We start from the raw sequence: 15,615 nt of genomic DNA on the forward strand, positions 1-15,615 counted from the left end.
CCGGGACACATCTTCTCATACATCGCAGCATGCGCGGGTTGGGCGGACAGCGCTGTTGCAGCGATGATGGATGTCATCAAGGTAGCGACGGAGCTGATTTTTCGGTTAACTTTCATGAACCCTCCTGATGGTATCCGGCTGTGGGGAGTTTGCCTCGCGTGCAGAATCGTTTTGAGCCATATGAGGCCTCGTTGAAGCATCCTTCAAGGCTGGGCATAGCGCCAGGTCTTTGAGGGGTCAGTAGCCGGGCAGATGTAGTTCAGGATGCGCGGCTAGTGAAGGCGCCATTGCCATAGCGAACCTCCTGTAGCGCATCTGGCAGCAATGAGCTGACTTGGTGAGATCCTGAGTCCATCGTTCCAGCGGCGACCTTCAGATCGGCGTCACTACAGTGTCACCTCGTGCTCGCGACATTCGCCGAACCGATGCCGGATGTCTTCTTGCCTGGCTGCGGGCGTGAGACGCGCTTCGGACAGCCCCCGCGGTGACGGGCAGGCGGCATCGCTGATCAGGCTTTCCCGTGTTCTGCAGCCGCTCACATAGTCCGGTGGCGCCAGCGAAGGCCCGCGGTAAAGTCCCGTAAATGCCTGGATAGTGCCCTTTTGAGGGTGTGTCCCGTGCTCTACAATCAGTGACCATGGAGATTGTGGCACAGAGAGCAATCAAAGCCGTGGCCATCGTGACGAGTGTTCTCGTCGCATTTGGCGCGTTCCTGGCTGGCTCGCCGGCATCAGCGGCCCCGGCATGCGGTTCAGGAACCTTCTGCATCTACAAAAAGGCGAATTACGAGGGCTGGCCATTCCAGATAACCCGCAGCCCGAGTGGGACATGTGAAACGCTTGGCAACCCTTTCCTGTCGTTTATTAACAACAGCACCATCGAGGGATACTTCTATTCGAGCACAAGCTGCAGCGGCTCCGCCAGAGCGGTTCAAAGTGGAGGCCGGGGCAACATCGGATTCAGCGCGAGGAGCTTCAAGCACGCCTGTGTGTCTTGCCGCACCGTGGCGCCAGCTCGGTGATGGATGCCGGCTGCTGGCCTGGATCGCGACATCCTCCCTGACGCTCTCCGCTGGTGAAGATCGATATGCCCTCTAAATGTAGAGCTCATGCCGTTCCGTCGGGCGCGCAATGAGGGGACGGATGGCGGTCGCTCCTGTCGGCCAGACTGTGCGACCCGAGGCGCCGACGCGGGCCAATGGGCGCGGCCAGTCCTCGCACAGGTCGGCGAAGACTCCGTCCATGGGGTCGTGCGGCAGGTGGCCGCGGGTGACGACATGGACCTCGCCGTGCCCGGTCATCGCTTCGTGTGCGGTACTGAATCCATTGTGTGGCGCCAACCGCAATGACCACATCAGGGTGTTCGCCGTGCTCGGTGCGTGCTCGTACGCTCCGTCACGTGTCGTCAAGGCCCGGCACTGCCTGACACGCGATGTACGCGGGAGGCGGCATGAACTACCATCAAACGGTATCGCGCGGCACTACGCTGCTCAACCGTAGGTCAGGGCAAGAGTCCGTCAGGGGATGAGGACCCGGGTGTGGAGCCCGTTCATCCACTCCTCGTCCAATTCTCTCCCGGTTACCCGCCCCACGACAACGAGTGCGGAGGTGACACAGGTGGCCATTGGCGGGCTGTAGCCATTGAGGGACAGTTCCAGCGGCTGCCTGAATTCTGATGGCATGCTTTCGTGCGGATCGTCGACCATGTCGTCGTCCGACATGTCGATAAGCGTTTCCGCCCAGTCGGAGTATTCAAGCCAGTTGGGCAGGAGATCGGGATCACTCCGCCAGGAGGAGTCTTCGGCATCGAACTGGAGGCCGCTGGTGTAGCGGTCGAGTGCGTGCGGGTCTGTGCCTTTCCGTACTCCTGGCCGTGTTGCGCTGAGCGCCGTGACATAGCGTCCGTCAACTGCAAGGAGGACATCGTGAACGCCGTTCACCGTCCAGGCGAACTCCAAAGCGCGGCGATTTCCTGCCGACAACGCCGACAGGGGATCGAACGGTGTGGCCCCGACGACGATGATTTGTGTCCAGCCGGTGTTGAGCTGTCCCATCCACGCGATACCGGTATTGCCGCCAGGGTTCGGGCCTTCGCCGATGTCCGCCCATGTGCACTCGACGCCCGATGCGGGGTCCGCGCCGATCCTTGACGCAACGTCGGCGAGGTTTGCATCTTCCACCCATAAGCCGTGGAATGACATGCCCATACGGTACTTGTGAGCGAGGTGCCAAAGCCTCTCCGACTCCCTCATCGGTCTCCTCCTGATATCTCATGGTGCTGCGGGGGCGCCGCTCAAGCGGCGCCCCGCGCAGGTCAGCGAACGGCGACCCAGAACTTGTTACCGTTCAGGACACGGTATCTAGCGAAGAACACGCCAAGATCGCTACCCGCGATCGAGTTGTGCCGCCCCAGCACGGCCTGTACGGAGAAGTTGTTCTTTCGGTGCTCAGGGTGGTCGTAAGCGCCGCCTTCCTTCGTGGATGCGAACGGATATTCATCGCACTCTTGCCACTCGTCCTCCGGGGCTCCATTGCTCTCCAGGGGGCGGTCACTGAAAAATTCCTTGCACACCTTGTCCTTGGCTGTCCTGTTCTGTGAATAGCGGGACGAGCTTGAGAGGATGCGTGTGAGCGGCTCTCTTTCCGGGGTCCTTTCTCCTGCATTTCGGTTGCCTGGGATGTGCTTGGGGCCATCAGTCTTGAACGGCACGGTGGTGCTGGGCTTGGTGAACGCCGTTTGTATGTGCCTGGCCACCTGCCCGTAGTCGTAGTTCCAGGAGTTCAGGACCAGGACTCGCTTGGCCGCAGAGAAGATGCAGCCGCCCTTGTAATACTCAACGGCCCCTCCCATTGGTAGGTTGTCGCAGCGGACCCTAGGCGCAGTTTCGCGGAGACGCTCAGGATTCGCGTCCACCCATGCTGGGTGTCCCCATCCTGGAAGTGTTTGCCGGTCGCGACTGCCGGGGTCCTTCGGGTTGTCGTACGTGAGCCACGGTTCGATGGTGCAGCGACTTACGTTGCCGTCCATGGAGCGGATGGTGAATTCGTTGTCGCTATTGTCGACCCACTTCTCCACGCGCGCAGTGCGGCTTGCTCCGCTGTTATCGGAGGCGATGGCCATCTTGAAGGAGATGAACCGGCTCGGCGGCCGGAAAGTGCCCACGGGGGCGCCGACCGGCTTCGTGCCCGCCAAGTACGCCGACTACCTGGCCAAGGCCCGCAAGTCCGGCGAGGACACCGCCTACCGCCACTTCTGGGAACTGTGCGTGATCTTGTGCCTGCGGGACGGGTTACGCAGCGGGGACGTGTTCGTGCCGGGCTCGCGCCGCTACGCCGATCCGGCCACCTACCTGTACACGCCCGAGCAGTGGGCGCCGCGGCGCGGCGAGTACTGCCGCCTGGTGGGCAAGCCCTCGAATGGGGCGGACGCGCTGGAGCAGGGCAAGGAGGAACTGCACACCGCCCTGGAGGAGTTGGAGCAGACCCTGGCCGGTGCCGCTCCCGGCGACGCCGGCATGGTCCGGCTGGATGAGGACGAGCACTTGGTGGTGCCGCCGCTGTCGGCCGAGGACGTGCCCGCCGAGGCCAAGGCGCTGAAGGACGAGCTGGCCGCGATGCTGCCGTTCGCTCCGATCGCCTCGCTGCCGATCGAGCTGGACGCGCGCACGCACTTCCTGGACTGCTTCACGCACGCCGGCGGCCGCAAGCTCAGCACCTCGACCGAGACCAAGCGCATCATCCTGGCGGTGCTCATCGCGATGTCCACGAACCTGGGCCTGGCCCGGATGTCGGCCTGCCGGTAAGGACGGCCCCACCAGCCGCCATCTGTGACATCCCAGGGGTGAGTGCTCGGCCAAGAAGCTAAAGGGAGCTTGACCATGCAAAGTGTGAGTGGTTTATTACTCACATGACGATGACGAGTTCGCGTCGGCTGTCGACAGCGGAGGAGCGACGCCACACCGTCCTACGCACGGCGATCAAAGCTTTCGCGGCACGTGGTTACTACGGCACCACCACGACCGAGGTCGCCAAGGCCGCCGGCATCTCGCAGGCGTATCTGTACCGGCTCTTTCCCGACAAAGAGACGCTGTTCGTCGCGGTCGTGGACTACTGCTCGGCGAGGATCCGCGAATGCCATGCCGAGGGTGCGGCGGCCGCCGCCACGGCCGAACCTGCTGCAGTGCTGGCCGCGATGGCCGCCGCGTATACAGAGCTGATCGCCGATCGCGATCTGCTCATGGTGCTTCTGCATGCCACGTGCGCGAGCAGCGAGCCGGCGATTCGGGAGGCGGTACGGGCATGTTATGCCAAGCAGGTCGAGTATGTGCGTGCGGCCTCGGGCGCCTCCGATGAGCAGATCCGCCGGTTCTTCGGCGACGGCTTGCTGGCCAATGTTCTCGTCGGCGTCGACGCGGCCGCGCTGGATGCGCGGTGGGCGCGCACCTTGCTCGGCTGAGTCGTCATCGGGTCGCCTGCGAGCGGCCCGATTTTCTTTTCACCGAATGAGTGAGTGATTAACCACTCCCTCTTATGTCAGGAGGAAGGGATTTCATGCCTGGGTCCGGGAGATCGCGGGGCGGTCTGATGCTGGCTTTGCTGGCCTTCGCCCAGTTCATCAGCGCCATCGACTACAACATCGTCTATGTGGCGCTGCCTGAGATCGGCCGCCAGATCGGGTTTTCGACGCAGACGCTGCAATGGGTGGTCAGCGCGTATGCCGTCGCGTTCGGCGGGTTCCTGCTCTTGGGCGGGCGGGCCGCCGATCTGCTGGGGCGGCGCCGGATGTTCGCTGTCGCGCTGGCCCTGTACGGCATCGCATCCCTGGCCGGCGGTTTGGCGGCCTCTCCCGGTCTGCTGATCGCGGCCAGGGCCGTGCAGGGACTCGGCGGCGCATTGCTGTTGCCGGCCACGCTGTCCCTGATCAATACCACGTTTGCTGAGGGGCCTGCGCGCAGCCGAGCTCTGGCGGTCTGGGGCGGCGCCGGGGGCGTTGGGCTTGCGCTCGGATCTCTGCTGGGTGGTGTTCTCACCGATGCCCTCGGCTGGGAGTCGGTGTTCTTCGTCAACGTTCCGCTCGCTGCCGTCGCCGTTGCTGGGGCGTTCATCCTGTTTCCCGCCGAACCTCGTGGTGACAGGCGCGGCGGTTTCGATCTCCCCGGCGCGCTCAGTGCCACGCTGGGGTCCACGCTGCTTGTCTTCGGGCTGGTTCAGGGGCCGGAGGCGGGATGGGGCAGCCCGATCATCGTGGGCGCCTTGCTCGCGGCGATGGCGTTGCTTGGACTGTTCGTCGCGATCGAGGCTCGCTCCGCTGAGCCGCTGATGCCGCTGCGGCTGTTCACCAACCGCAGTCTCACCGCCGCCATGGCGGTCACGTTCATCTTCATGGGGACGTTTGGTGCGCAGTACTACATCCTGACCGTCTATCTCCAAGACCTGCGCGGCTTCGACGCTCTGGCGACGGGCTTGGCGTTCCTACCGGGGGGCCTCATGGCTCTGGTAGGTACCAAGGTGAGCGAGCGGATGCTGGTCCGGACAGGCACCCGCACCACGCTGCTCACTGGCCTGGGGCTGGGGGCAGCCGGAATGATCGCATTCGGGCTGGCGCTGTCCCCGCAGGGCGGCTATGCCGTACTCTTGCCCGGCATCGTCATGATCAGCCTCGGGCAGGGCATCGCTTGGACGGCCATGTTCGTGGCCGCCTCCACCGGTGTCGCACCAGAACGTCAAGGCATCGCCTCGGCGATGGCCTCCACCACCCAGCAGATCGGCAGCGCGGTCGGATTGGCCGTCCTGGTCGCCGTCATCAACACCGGCCCTGCTGGTGCCGCCACCACCGATGGACTACGAACCGCCGGCTTGCTGGCGGCCGCACTGACTCTCGTCGGTGCGGCGGTGGCCCTAACCCTGCGCAAGCCCCAAGCCTCAAGGCCAGCGCAGCAGGTCGCTTCGACATCACCCAGTGACACCCGCATAGGCAGCTGATAGCAACCCATCATCACAGCCGGACATCTACGCCGTAGCTACCCGTTCGAAGTGCCGAGGAGTTGCCAGATGGCATCGGCACTTCGCCGGTTTTGGGGACACGCTGGTACCGATACGTCCAGGATGGGAACCGTTTCGGGGAGGAAAGTGCCGCCTCCGGCTGTTCTCGGCACTTTCCACGCACGCATGCCCGCGGCGGCTGACAGGCCGCCACCTTCGTGAGCGTAGAAGAGAGACCCGAATCCCGTGGCGCGCGCCCCGGACGAAGATGAGCTGATCGAACACTGGCTGCTGATCGGCAAGGAGCCGGATCTGCTGATCGGCCGGGCCGACCCGTCCAAGCTGGCGCTGGCGTTATGGCTGAAGTTCTTCGCCCAGCACGGCCGCTTCCCCGAGGGCCGCTCGGAGTTGCCGGACGAGGTGGTCGCTTTCGTCGCCGCCCAGGTGAAGTCCCCGCCGCCGAGCTGAGCCTGTTCGACTGGCAGGGCCGCACCGCCGAACGCCACCGGGCGCAGGTCCGCACGTTCCTGGACTTCGGCGAATGCACCGTGGCCGATGCCGAGCGGCTGACGCACTGGCTGGCCACCCAGGTGTGCGAGCGGGAGCGCCGCGCCGATCGGGTGCGTGAGGCGCTGCTGGCGCAACTGCGGGAGGAACGTCTCGAACGGCCCACTCGCCTGCGGCTGAGCCAGATGATCGGCTCCGCGCTGAGCCGCTCCGAAGCCGCCCTGACTACGAAGATCGCCTCCCGGATACCCGTCGAGACCATCGAGCGCATGCTCACCCTGATCGCCCGGCGCACAGCCTTGCCGGACAAGGCGCCCGACGGCAAGGACAGCCCGGAGGGCTCCATAGCTGAGGCGACAACCGAGGCGGGCGGGTACCAGACCGCAGAAAACGCGAACGCGGCGAAGCAGGTGGCTCCACACGAACAGGGGCAAGAGGGGGACGAGGACGAGCTCGTGGGCGCTGACATCTTCGCCGCGATCCGCGAAGAGCCGGGCAACGTCAGCGTGAAGTCCATCGAGCGGGAGGCGTATGATCATCGGAGCTCCTTCGGCCGACCGGTTCGGTGCCGAACCCTCCGCGGCTCTCATGGCAAACCCCGCCCTGGTCTCGTTCCAGATGCTCTACGCCTCGCCGTTCGCCGGTGAGGGTGACGAGTAGCACCCGCTGAACCGGTGAGCGCCCCGGCTCTCGCCGCTGTCGGCGGCCCGCACCGGGCGCTGGCCGCAGCGGTCAGTCCGATCCACCTCCGACCTTCCTGAAACGGCTGGAGTGCCATGGGCGAGCTGCCCGACATCCCCCGGTCTGGCCGCGTTGTGGCAGCAGAGCACGGGTGATGACCGGATCACGGTGGCCGTCATCGACGGCCTGGTCGACGAGACTCACCCGGCCTTCCCCGGCGCGAAGTTGACCCAGTTGCCCGAGTTGTGGCCGGGCGGCGAAGGCGCGGGCGCCAAAGCCGCCCACGGCACTGCGGTGGCCGGCGTGCTGTTCGGCCGGCACGACGGCCCGGTCCCGCGTGTGGCTCCCGGCTGCCGGGCGGTCAGCGTGCCGGTGTTCGCCGAAGGGCGGCGTACCTCGCAGCTGGAGTTGGCACGTGCGCTCGACCTGGCCGCCGACGTCGGCGCACACGTCATCAATATCAGCGGTGGGCAACTGGTTGAGACCGGCGGCGCCGAGGACGTGCTGGCGCGGGCGGTGCGCCACTGCCGCGAGCAGGGGGTGCTGATCGTGGCCGCCGCCGGCAACGACGGCTGTCTGTGTGATCACGTGCCCGCCGCGCTCGAGGGGGTGCTGGTCGTCGGCGCTCGCGACGAGCGCGGCAACCCCTTGCCGAGCAGCAACTTCGGGCCCCGCAGCCGTCGCCACGGCCTGCTGGCCCCCGGCCACGACATCCCGGTCGCCCTGCCCGGCGGGGGCACAACACGCAGGAGCGGCACCAGCGTGGCCGCACCGATCGTCGCCGGGGTCGCGGCGCTGCTGGCCTGCCTGCAACTGCGGCGTGGCGACACACCTGACCCACCCGCCCTCAGCGAGTTGCTGCTGGCCACCGCCGACCCCTGTGGCCTGACCGCTGAGTGCGGCAGTGAGCACCGGGGAGAGCACGGCGGAGAGCACGGGCTGTAGTGGGCATGCTCAGCATGCGCTATGGTGACGGCGCGAGCCGCCGCGGCCTGATCTTGATTTACACCTTGACATGATCGCGGCGGCTCTTCGCGTCACGGCACACGACCAGCGGCAACGCCATGGGGATCACGATCTTCGGCTGCCGTACCAGAGCAACCGCGAAAGCCCCCGGCTCAGTGATGCGCGACCGGACGGGGGCCTGCGTGGCAAGGCTCTCTGACGCGATCGTCACCAACGAACCGCAACTCTGCCCACGTTATAGGGACGCTTAAGGGCGGTGAGCGTACCGCTTCCCCTGGGCACGTTGTTGCAGATCCACGACCTGGGCGGATCGACCGCCCTATACGTCGTGCGGCAAATGATCCTGCCGCCCGAAGCGAGGATGATGTCCTGCGAAGCTGTGTTGGAGCCCGTCTGTTCGACATCAAAGGAGATCCTGCCGCCGGGAAAGCCGGAATAGTTGACCTGGCACGCCAGTGGGCCGGTTATCGGAGTTCCGCCAGGGCAGATTTTCTCGAAAATTGCGGCTTGTGCGGGTAGCGGGGAAAGTCTGATAGCAGCGGCGACGGTTGCGGCTAGCGTTATGCTCGGCCGGGCTTTCCGGAAGTTCATTGACATGCCTGCTCCGATTGTTGGCGAGCTGTGCCAAGATCGAATTTGTCTCCGCAACCGATTTAGGGTCGGATGTTTATGATATTAATGTAACGATGATTTTCGAGCCAGGGCTTCTACCGGACGTTTACCGGACATGACGGCCCGGGGTGAAGGTCACGCGGACCCTGGTGGCCAATTGCCATGACACGCCTGCGATGTCGTGATCTTGGGCTGATCTGTCACGATGATGCCCTCTGCAGCCGGTTCCCCCCTATCCCGGCCGTGGAATGAGGCGTGTAGTGTCAGTGCAGCCGCGGCCGTGGGCGCAGATTCCGGAGATGACCGCGAAGGTGGCCCGGGCCGACTCGGCCAAGGGTGCTTACCCGCCGACCATGCGGGTCCGCGATAGGCTGGGCGAATTATTCGCTGACGCCGAGTTCGAGCAGGCGTACGGCACCAGTACGGCAGCCGCCATTTATTAACTGAGCTGGGTGTATGCGGTTGCGAGGCGGGCTCGCCGGTGGAACCAGCTGGCGCGTGCTTGGTGGCGGCGACGCCAGGCTGACCAATGGACGGCGTGTTCCAGCGATGAAGTGTGTGCGGTGGCGGCGTTGAACAGGTGCTTGATGGCGGCGACGGTCAACGGGATCATGCTGGGATCCGCGGGCGGGATCTGGTCGAGTCTGGTTTGTGGCGGGGCCTGGGTATCGGTGCGCCGGCGGGCGGCTGCGGCGCTGACCGCGCAGATGGCCAGGGCGGCCATGACCAGCACGGCGTGCCGCAGGATCGCTTCATAGAGACGGACCCGGGACTGGTCCAGGCCGAACAGGTCCTTGCCGGCGTGGAAGCTCTCCTCAGTCCGCCGCTGGCAATGTCCCTGAAGACGTAATTGTCTGGCGTTGCCATTCCTGGTCGATGGAGATCTTGTTGATGCTGCCCCAGCGGCTCGTCGGTGCTGTCGGCCTTGTATGCGAGCACCCCGTCCAGGTCGAGCGTCGTGCCGGTACGCGAGACGAGCGCGATCGGCGGCCCCCGGCCGCCGACGACACTGACCTCCGACCTGGCCGTGCTGGTCTAGCGGCGCCGGGAGAACACCGACGCCACGAAGGTCATCGACCGGCACCTGGTCGAGGCCCTGTGGCAGTCCGGCCCTGCCCGGCTGCTGCCCCGCCTGCTCGCCCGTCGCACCCGCAGTCACTTCGGGGCCATTTGCGCAATGGCTCCCGGCATCGCGCTCCTCCCCGGGAACGGAGATCGGAGATACATCGTGATCAGAAGGATTTCGCTGTCATCCTGGTGGCGGCCGGGCTCGGATTCGGGCTGATCGGAACCGCCCACGCGTCACCGCGAACGGCCGTCTCGGCGGCCCCCGACTTCTCCACGAACTACCTCTGGTACACGTACGCGACCTACGTCCCGTATTCCGCATGCGTCTATGTGGGCGAGGACCTGGTCAGGAGCGGGGAAGTCATCGACTATTACTGCAAGTATTCTTCGGGTACGCATCCGTACTGGATTCTCTACGTCTACGTGGACTGAGGGGAATACCAGGCCGCACCGCCTCGTCATGGGCGCGATCGGACGACGGATCGACGCCGGCTCCGGCCTCATGAAGTCGTCCGATCGGCGGGCGGCCTGCGCGTTCGGCGATGCCCTATTTGATCTGCAGGAAGACCTCTTTCACCTCGTAGGCGATGCCGCAGTAGGCGATGCTCGTCTGGCCGCTGGCGACGTACGGGCCGTACACGTTGGAGCGTCCCCAGCAGGTCGCCCACGCCCGGTACCAGCCCGAGCCCGAATAGCAGCGGGCGTAACCGGAGTGGGCATCGTACCTGCCCCACCGGCAGTTTCCCGGATCCGCCTGTGCCGCACCGGAATTGCCCACGACCAGGGCTGGTGCGATGACGGCCATTGTCGCCAACCATGCGAGTCGCCGCATCCCGCTCCCCTTTCATCCGTTCTTCGGTAGTGCGATGGTATTGGGACGCCGTTTCACTCCGACTTCACCTCTCCCGCGCACGCAGATGGAGGCGGCCTTGGGTGAAGCAGATTTGACGCCGGCCCCGTGCACATTCACGTAGCACGGCCGTCAGAAATTCACCCGTCGGCGGACGCCGATGAGCGTGGACGGTTCGTGGCTCGTATTCATGGACGGCAACGCGTCACGCGGCCCGGCCAGGACGACATCACCGAACCCGCTGTCCGGCGGCCGGAGACCCGAAAATTCAGGAGGCAACACATGAAGAAGCCGGGCATATTATCCCTGCGGCGTATCGGCACGGCCATCACGGCGATGGCGGCGCTCGCGGGCGGCCTGGCGGCTCCGGCGCCGACCGCGGCCGACTCGACGATCGCGTACGTGAGTTATCTCCGGGTTCTCGACACCGACCAGTGTCTCGCGTACAGCGGTACCGAGGTCGCGTTGGCGACATGCGGCTCCGAAGGCACCAAGTGGCGCTTCAACCAGGTGACGAACGCGGACTACCGCCTGCAGACCTACGACGGCTTCCAATGCCTGGAAGCCGCCTACACCGACGTCTACCTGCACAGCTGCGGCGACTGGCCGGCGCGGCCCGCCATGAAATGGCACATCGTCGCCGCCGCGGGCCGCTCGTGGGCCTCGATCTCGAACTACGAGACCGGCAGGTACCTCCATGCCGACTACGAGGGCGGCGTCCACATGACCGGCGGCCAGAACGTCGACGTGACCGACTGGGAGTGGGTGCCGGCCGGCGGCCTGGAGGTGCGGGGCCCGGGCATGCAGGCCGATGTGGTGGGCACCGCGATCTCGCCGGTGAGCCATACGACTGCGGACGGGAAGAGTCCCTACACCTGGACGGCGACGGGCCTGCCTCCCGGCCTGTCCATCAAGGCCACTACGGGTACGATCTCCGGCACCCCCACCGAGGTAGGGTCGTTCACCGTGCGGGTCACGGTGAACGACTCGACCAACCCGAAGCGTTCGGGCAGCACCTCATACGACTGGACGGTCGTCCCGGTGCCCGAACCGGGCTGCTCGGGCGCGAACGGCACCGACATCCCGATCACGGCCATGACGGAGTCGTACATCGCCATCGACGGCTGCGGGGGCAACGCCTCGACGACGGCGACGGTGACGGTGGACATCGTCCACCCTAGGATCTCCGACCTGGAGGTGTGGCTGGTGTCGGCGAGCGGGCGCGCGATCGCGCTGCACTACCGGACCAGCAGCGGGCTGCCGGGCATTCACAAGACCTTCACGGAGAACCTCTCCTTCTCGGTGGCGGACGGAACGTGGAAACTGCGCGCCCGGGATCTCGTCACCGGTTCCGAGGGCCGGATCGACGGCTGGTCCCTGCGTCTCTAGATCGGCGCCCCTCAGGCAGGCAGAAGGAGAGAACATGAAATGCAGGCAAGTCGCCCTGTGGCTGGGCATCGCGATATTAACGAGCTTGAAGGCGTGATGTCGTCAGATTCAGGCCAGTTGCGGCGAGACATCCGTCGATCACTTCGCGACGGTACTGGAGCCGGCGAAGCCCTCGTCGAAGGGTGCCGAGCAGGTGCTCTGGATCCGTGAAGGCGCGGTTGGCCTGGCTGCTTCGCCGCAGCAGCGACCAGATGCTCTCCACCGGATTGAGATCGGGTGCATACGGCGGCAGGTAGTAGACCCTCAGCCAGTCCTGCGCGTCGATGAAGGCACGCAGCCGGGCATCGCGATGGACGTTGAGGTTGTCCCAGATCAGCACGAGCGGGCCGCCGAGCTGGTGGTGGGCGGCGATCAGCAGGTCGCGGTAGTCGGTCCAGGCGAAGCTGCGCCGTTGCCCGCTACGGTGGTCGGGATGGCGTTTGGGCCGGTAGATCAGGCGGGAGCGGTGGCCGGGCCGGTAGCAGGTCAGGGCCGCGATGGAAAAGCGCCGCTGGGAACGGCCGCGTACGGTGACGACGGGGGTGTGGCCGCGCCGGGACCAGGTCCGCCGGGTCGGCGGCGTCATCGAGAAGCCGGCCTCGTCCTCGAAGACGATCCATGCCCCGAGCGCGGCCGCGGTGCTTCCACCTGTGGCCAGGTCTCCTTGATCCATCCGGTCACCGCTGCATGGTCGCGTTCGGTGGCGCGCCTGGCAGGGAGCTGATGGGTCCAGCCGCGCCGCCGGAGCAGCTGCGCGATCCCGGATAAGGAGATGCTCTTGTGGAAGCGCCGCCCGATCACCGTCTGGATCCTGCGCAGGGTCCAGGTCTGATCCGGCCAGCCATGCGCGAGGGGTCCTTTGTCCAGCTCCTGTTCCAGTGCTTGCAGCAGTGCCGGGCTCAGCCGCGGCCGCCCTGGCGAGCCCTTGGAGCGTAATGCGGCCGGCCCGGCCGCCTGCCATGCGGCGCGCCAGCGCTGGACCGACCGGATGGTGACCCGTAACTCTTTGGCGATCGTCGTGTTGGGTGCGCCTTGCAGGAAACGCTCGGCCGCCTGCCTGCGGATGCCCTCGCGGAAGGCACGCCGCTCGGCTGTCAGCCCACCGCCTTGCGGATACCTCATCAACCAGGCATACCGCTACGACTGTTGCCTGTCAGCCCTGGACGACATCACGCCTTCAAACTCGTTAGCCGCGGGGTTCACCGCGGTCGCGCCGGTCAGCGCCACGGCTGAGGTGGACCCGCTCGACCCAGCACCGGCGACGTCAGGCTCGACACGGCAGGAGTCCTGTACTTCGACGGCGGCCACGGGGACAATGACGTCCGGATCGTGCCGGACGCCAACGGCCGGGTGCGAGTCATCGACGACAACTTCCCGATCTACGCCGGTGGCGGCTGCATCGCCCTCACGGACAACGAGGTCCGCTGCAGTGCGGGCGCCACCAAACTGTACGTCGACGGCCGCGGGGGCGACGACACGATCGTCAACCTACTGCCGACGAGCAGCAAGACCGATGCCCGCCTGTTCGGCGGCAAGGGGAACGACGTCATCTACGGCGGGCCCGGGGTGCAGTGGGTCTCCGGGGGGCTCAGCCCCGACGACCTGCGCCTCAACGCGGGCAAGCAGGAAGCGGGTGACGACCGGCTCTTCGGCGGCTGCGAGCAGCAGTGCGCGGACGGCGGAGACCTGCTGGAGGGGTCGGACGGCGACGACGACCTCGTCGGCGGGGCGGGCGACGACGACCTCCGGGGCGGCCTCGGCACCGACACCTACCGTGGGGGCGCGGGCGTCCACGACCTGGTGAGCTACGCCGACCACACGGCGGCCGTGAGGGTGTCGCTGAACGGCAAGGCCGACGACGGCGCGCCGGGCGAGCTGGAGAACGTCCCGGACGACGTGGAGGACCTCTACGGCGGCTGGGCGAACGACACCCTCGTCGGCAACCGCGCGAACAACACCATGAACGGCGGTCCCGGCGGCAGCGACACGCTCATCGGCATGCCGGGCGGCGACTGGCTCTACGGCGGTCCCGGCAACGACAAGCTCTACGGCGACTCCGACGACAGCGATCTGATAGGCGGCGGCGACTACCTTTACGGTGGCGCGGGCAGTGATTCCCTCATCGGCGAGTGGGGGATCGACCACGCCCGTGAGTACGCCTACGACGCGGGCGCCGATATCTGCATGTCCATCGAGTCCGTCGACCACGCCCCCTGCGAGATGACCTATGCCTGGCCGTGATCGGCCGGGCCCGCCTCGTGGGCGGTAGCCGGCGCGCACCGCCCGCCTCCGCCCGCCTCCGCCCGCCTCCGGGCGGCGAGGGCGATGCGGACCGAGCAGCGGCGCACGCTGCGTGACACGCTGGTGTCATGCGGTCGAGGATCGTCTTCACCACGGCAGTCTGGGGCCTGGCGGTCGCCCTCGTGGTCGTGGTCGTACGGGGCCATCAGGACCTGGAGAAGGTCGTCACGATCTGGCTGTCAGGAAGCCAGACCTCGGGCAGCACCCTGTGGGGCCTTTCCATGGTGTGGTGGGGGCGGGCGGGCAAGCTGCTGCAGTTCCTCGCGGGTTGTGCCGTGCTCCTCGACCTGGTGGGGCCGGAACGCCTGCGCGCCGCGGGCGCGCGTGCCACCGGCCGATGGCGCGGCCACCGGGCCATGCTGGCCCGCATGTACGAGCAGCGTCCGCTGGTCAGGCTCCACCACCACGTCAGCGGACGGATCATGCGCGTGTCCGGCTCCGACATCAAGGACGAACGCCTGCTCATGGTGGACGGCACCTGGCCCATGGAGCCGCTGCCCGACCAGCCGTGGATCACCGTCGAGATGACGGACGGGTTACGCGACACGATCATCGCCTCGCTGGCCTCGGCACACGCCTGCGGCAGCGAGCACGTTCACTGGTACGGCCGCCAGCCGTGCGACGCCCAGGCCCGCTACGTGCGCGACCGCGTGCGGGAGTTCGTCCTGGCCGCCCTGCCGCCCCGCGAACGCGAACTCCTGGCGCACAGCGATCGCATGGCGCGTGCCGACACCAAGGGCGCGGCGGTGTGCTTCGTGAGCGGCATGGCCGCGTTCGTCGTCCTGCTCGTGACAGGCAGGTTGGCTACCGCCCACGGCCTCGTCCCCGAGACGGTCGCCGCGCCCGGAGCAGTGGGCATCGGCTTCGCCCTGTTCCTGGCCTCGATCTTCCTGGCTCTGCGCAAGGGCCCGCACGTCGGGCTGCTGCCCCAGCTCCTCGCCGCGAGGATCGCCGGTCTCGTCGCCGCCGTGCTCGACCGCGCCCGTCCTGGCCACGTGCTGCGCTGGGTGGCTTTCGTGCTGTTCATCGCCGGCTTCTTCCTGGACCTGCTGGCCAGCTGACCGGTGGTGTTCCTGGGCGAGCACGCACGCGTCGATCTCACCACCACCCTGCTCGGCCCGCTCATCGCCCACATCCCCATGCACCAGACCAGCGACCAGATCACAGGAGAGACGTTGCGCATTCATATCGACCCCGCCAGATGCCAGGTGGAGATCTGAC

Annotated in this window: 14 protein-coding genes and 2 pseudogenes; 10 read left to right on the forward strand and 6 right to left on the reverse strand. The window is 66.5% G+C overall.

The window, feature by feature from the left end; translation table 11 throughout:
- Positions 1–637 precede the first annotated feature (637 nt).
- The gene (locus tag SMD20_RS39875; RefSeq protein ID WP_329591173.1) at positions 638–1,021 is read left to right on the forward strand and encodes a peptidase inhibitor family I36 protein; all 384 of its coding nucleotides are present in this window, start codon (positions 638–640) and stop codon (positions 1,019–1,021) included.
- Positions 1,022–1,516: 495 nt separating this feature from the next.
- Here SMD20_RS39875 and SMD20_RS39880 read toward each other — a convergent pair whose 3' ends face one another.
- Both SMD20_RS39880 and SMD20_RS39885 read right to left on the reverse strand, forming a co-directional pair.
- The gene (locus SMD20_RS39880) at positions 1,517–2,200 is read right to left on the reverse strand and encodes a hypothetical protein (RefSeq protein WP_329591174.1); all 684 of its coding nucleotides are present in this window, start codon (positions 2,198–2,200) and stop codon (positions 1,517–1,519) included.
- Between the two features lie 113 nt (positions 2,201–2,313).
- Entirely contained in the window at positions 2,314–3,120 is an 807-nt protein-coding gene (locus SMD20_RS39885; RefSeq protein ID WP_329591177.1) for a NucA/NucB deoxyribonuclease domain-containing protein, read from the reverse strand.
- On the opposite strand from SMD20_RS39885, the gene SMD20_RS39890 reads away from it, so the two are divergent.
- The 5 genes and pseudogenes from SMD20_RS39890 (at position 3,113) to SMD20_RS39915 (ending at position 8,114) form a co-directional block, all read left to right on the forward strand.
- Positions 3,113–3,802: a Tn3 family transposase gene (locus SMD20_RS39890; protein WP_329591179.1), complete on the forward strand. Its 690-nt coding sequence runs from the start codon at positions 3,113–3,115 to the stop codon at positions 3,800–3,802. The two genes, SMD20_RS39885 and SMD20_RS39890, sit on opposite strands and share 8 nt — an antisense overlap.
- 104 nt (positions 3,803–3,906) lie before the next feature.
- Positions 3,907–4,455, forward strand: a complete 549-nt coding sequence (locus SMD20_RS39895; RefSeq protein ID WP_329591182.1) for a TetR/AcrR family transcriptional regulator — start codon at positions 3,907–3,909, stop codon at positions 4,453–4,455.
- Between the two features lie 128 nt (positions 4,456–4,583).
- Positions 4,584–5,981 (forward strand): MFS transporter, encoded by a 1,398-nt coding sequence (locus tag SMD20_RS39900; RefSeq protein ID WP_329591184.1) that lies wholly within the window; start codon positions 4,584–4,586, stop codon positions 5,979–5,981.
- Positions 5,982–6,227: 246 nt separating this feature from the next.
- Positions 6,228–7,135 (forward strand): annotated as a pseudogene (locus SMD20_RS39910) (DUF4158 domain-containing protein).
- Positions 7,136–7,301: 166 nt separating this feature from the next.
- Complete coding sequence (locus SMD20_RS39915) at positions 7,302–8,114, forward strand: S8 family serine peptidase (RefSeq protein ID WP_329591188.1); 813 nt, start codon at positions 7,302–7,304, stop codon at positions 8,112–8,114.
- Positions 8,115–9,186: 1,072 nt separating this feature from the next.
- Here SMD20_RS39915 and SMD20_RS39920 read toward each other — a convergent pair.
- Positions 9,187–9,564: pseudogene (locus tag SMD20_RS39920) on the reverse strand (IS701 family transposase); the annotation flags it as partial.
- Between the two features lie 798 nt (positions 9,565–10,362).
- Positions 10,363–10,647: a hypothetical protein gene (locus tag SMD20_RS39925; protein WP_319709422.1), complete on the reverse strand. Its 285-nt coding sequence runs from the start codon at positions 10,645–10,647 to the stop codon at positions 10,363–10,365.
- A 300-nt stretch (positions 10,648–10,947) separates the two neighbouring features.
- Between SMD20_RS39925 and SMD20_RS39930 the strand changes: the two genes are divergently transcribed.
- Entirely contained in the window at positions 10,948–12,054 is a 1,107-nt protein-coding gene (locus SMD20_RS39930) for a putative Ig domain-containing protein (protein ID WP_329591194.1), read from the forward strand.
- A 76-nt stretch (positions 12,055–12,130) separates the two neighbouring features.
- On the opposite strand, the gene SMD20_RS39935 is transcribed toward SMD20_RS39930, so the two are convergent.
- Together SMD20_RS39935 and SMD20_RS39940 are read right to left on the reverse strand one after the other, a co-directional pair.
- Positions 12,131–12,679, reverse strand: coding sequence for a transposase (locus tag SMD20_RS39935; RefSeq protein WP_329591196.1), 549 nt, complete (start codon positions 12,677–12,679; stop codon positions 12,131–12,133).
- The gene (locus tag SMD20_RS39940) at positions 12,676–13,215 is read right to left on the reverse strand and encodes a winged helix-turn-helix domain-containing protein (RefSeq protein WP_329591198.1); all 540 of its coding nucleotides are present in this window, start codon (positions 13,213–13,215) and stop codon (positions 12,676–12,678) included. Before SMD20_RS39940 ends, SMD20_RS39935 begins: the two co-directional genes overlap by 4 nt.
- Positions 13,216–13,422: 207 nt before the next feature.
- Between SMD20_RS39940 and SMD20_RS39945 the strand changes: the two genes are divergently transcribed.
- From SMD20_RS39945 to SMD20_RS39955, 3 genes are all read left to right on the forward strand, one after another.
- The gene (locus tag SMD20_RS39945; RefSeq protein ID WP_329591199.1) at positions 13,423–14,334 is read left to right on the forward strand and encodes a calcium-binding protein; all 912 of its coding nucleotides are present in this window, start codon (positions 13,423–13,425) and stop codon (positions 14,332–14,334) included.
- A 128-nt stretch (positions 14,335–14,462) separates the two neighbouring features.
- Entirely contained in the window at positions 14,463–15,455 is a 993-nt protein-coding gene (locus tag SMD20_RS39950; RefSeq protein ID WP_329591200.1) for a hypothetical protein, read from the forward strand.
- 6 nt (positions 15,456–15,461) lie between these two features.
- Positions 15,462–15,614 carry a hypothetical protein gene (locus SMD20_RS39955; protein WP_329591202.1) on the forward strand — a complete coding sequence of 51 codons (153 nt, stop codon included), beginning with the start codon at positions 15,462–15,464 and terminating at the stop codon, positions 15,612–15,614.
- The last annotated feature ends 1 nt before the right edge of the window (position 15,615 follow it).

The sequence above is a fragment of the Nonomuraea sp. LP-02 genome (assembly GCF_036289125.1).
Taxonomy (GTDB): domain Bacteria; phylum Actinomycetota; class Actinomycetes; order Streptosporangiales; family Streptosporangiaceae; genus Nonomuraea; species Nonomuraea bangladeshensis.